The organism is Paenibacillus barengoltzii NBRC 101215, from assembly GCF_004000745.1.
GTDB classification, from domain to species: Bacteria; Bacillota; Bacilli; order Paenibacillales; family Paenibacillaceae; genus Fontibacillus; species Fontibacillus barengoltzii.
Genome location: NZ_BILV01000140.1, coordinates 1 through 2052, shown reverse-complemented (window position 1 = coordinate 2052; position 2052 = coordinate 1). Strand labels below are relative to the sequence as shown.

The following is a 2052-nucleotide window of genomic DNA, read 5'->3' as shown; positions in this document are numbered from 1 at the left end:
ACTCTAGAGACGTTAATGTATTGGAAAACGGGCTGTCTCAAATCTAACGGACACAGATGACGTTATTTGCCCCGAATTGCTTGTCTCTTGCGGGATTTATGTGGAATAAGGCCGCTTGAGTCCGTTAGATAGGGAAATCCCCGGGAAATGAGACAATAAGGTCTCTGAGGTCCGTTAGCAATGGGGGCGGCTTAACGCCACACCAACTCCGATGACCCCCATTGTGATGGAAAGCCAATTGGAAAACAACAGCTTAAAATCAAGGTTTTCAAATTGGGTTTTCAGCACCGAGAAGGTTGGATGAAGGAGGGAGTGAGTAGCGGAGCGTAGGTGGATCTACGTGAGCAACGGAGCGACTGACTGAATTCAAGATTCGATGTCGCACTCACTCCGATGACCCCCATCGTGATGGAAAGCCAATTGGAAAACAACCAATATCAACCGCAGGAAATTAACCTTACAGGGAAGGAAAGTGTAGTATGGCATTGCAAATCTATAACACCTTAACCCGGGCGAAGGAAGAGTTCGTCAGCCTGACGCCGGGAAAAGTGAAGATGTATGTTTGCGGACCTACCGTATACGGTTATATTCATATTGGGAATGCGCGGCCGATGATCTTTTTTGACGTGGTACGCAGCTACCTGGAGAATCAGAAATACGATGTAAATTACGTTGTAAACTTTACAGATGTAGATGACAAGCTGATTCGCAAAGCGGAAGAGATGAAGCTCACCGTGCCGGAAGTGGCTGAGATGTTTATTAAAGCCTATTACGAGGATCTGGACGGCCTTGGAATTCCGCGTGCCACAGCAAATCCGCGGGTTACGGAGAACATGGATGTGATCATCGATTTTATCCGCGACCTGGAGCAAAAAGGGTTTGCTTATGAAAGCGGCGGGGACGTATTTTTCCGTACGCACAAATTTCCGGAATACGGCAAGCTGTCCGGTCAAAATATCGACGAGCTGCAATTTGGCATCCGCATCGATGTGGACGAACGTAAGGAGAATCCGGAGGATTTCGTGCTCTGGAAAGCGGCCAAGCCCGGCGAAATCCACTGGAGCAGCCCATGGGGCGAAGGTCGTCCCGGCTGGCATATCGAATGCTCGGCGATGTCTCGGCAACTGCTGGGCGACACGCTGGACATTCACGGCGGGGGTCAGGACCTGCAGTTCCCGCACCATGAATGCGAAGTTGCACAATCGGAAGCTGCCACGGGCAAACCGCTCGCCAGATACTGGATGCATAACGGATATATCAATATCGACGGGGAAAAAATGTCCAAGTCCCTAGGCAACGGCGTACTTGTCAAGGATTTGCGTGCACAATATAAACGGGAAGCGATCCGTTACTTTATGCTATCGACTCACTATCGCAATCCGCTGAACTTCTCGGAAGAGACGATGTTGCAAGCGGAGCGCAGTGTAGAACGGATCAGCAACGCCGCGAACAACCTTCGCCATCGTCTGAGCGCAGCACCGCAGGGCGGGGAAACGAAGGTTACCCCGGAGTGGGCAGAGAAGCTGGAGACGATCCGCAATTTGTTCCATGCCAAAATGCAGGACGACTTCAATACCCCGGACGCGATTACGGCGGTGTTTGAATGGGTGAGCGAAGTGAATACGCTGCTGCAGCAGCCGGTGGCTGCACGCGGCGATCTGGAAGCGGCACTGCAGCTGTTCGAGGAGATGAACGGCGTGCTGCGTATCGCTTTGCCGCCGGAGACGGAGCTGCCTGGGGAAGAGATCGAGGTGCTGATTGCGGAGCGGGCCGAAGCGCGGAAGGCCAAGAACTGGGCGCGCGCGGACGAAATCCGTGACCTGCTGGATGCCCGCGGCATCGTGCTCGAAGATACGCCGCAGGGTATGAGATGGCGGCGCAAATGAGCGGGCCGCAAGAGCCACGGGCAGGCGCCAGCGAGCGGCAGGGCCTAGATGCAGGCGGACGGCCGCGCCAAGAAGCGGGCGCAGGCGACCTGACCGGCGCAGCAGTGCGTCCCGGCCAGGACGTGGGCGCCGCCGCTCGGCCGGGCCAGGCAGCCGACGCAACGGC

1 protein-coding gene is annotated in these 2052 nt (G+C 55.0%); it reads left to right on the top strand.

The features are described 5' to 3' along the window. Window positions 1–479: 479 nt before the first annotated feature. A complete protein-coding gene (gene cysS / locus PBA01S_RS22460; RefSeq protein WP_127576776.1) occupies window positions 480–1886 on the top strand; it encodes a cysteine--tRNA ligase in 1407 nt (468 codons plus the stop codon). Window positions 1887–2052: the final 166 nt, after the last annotated feature.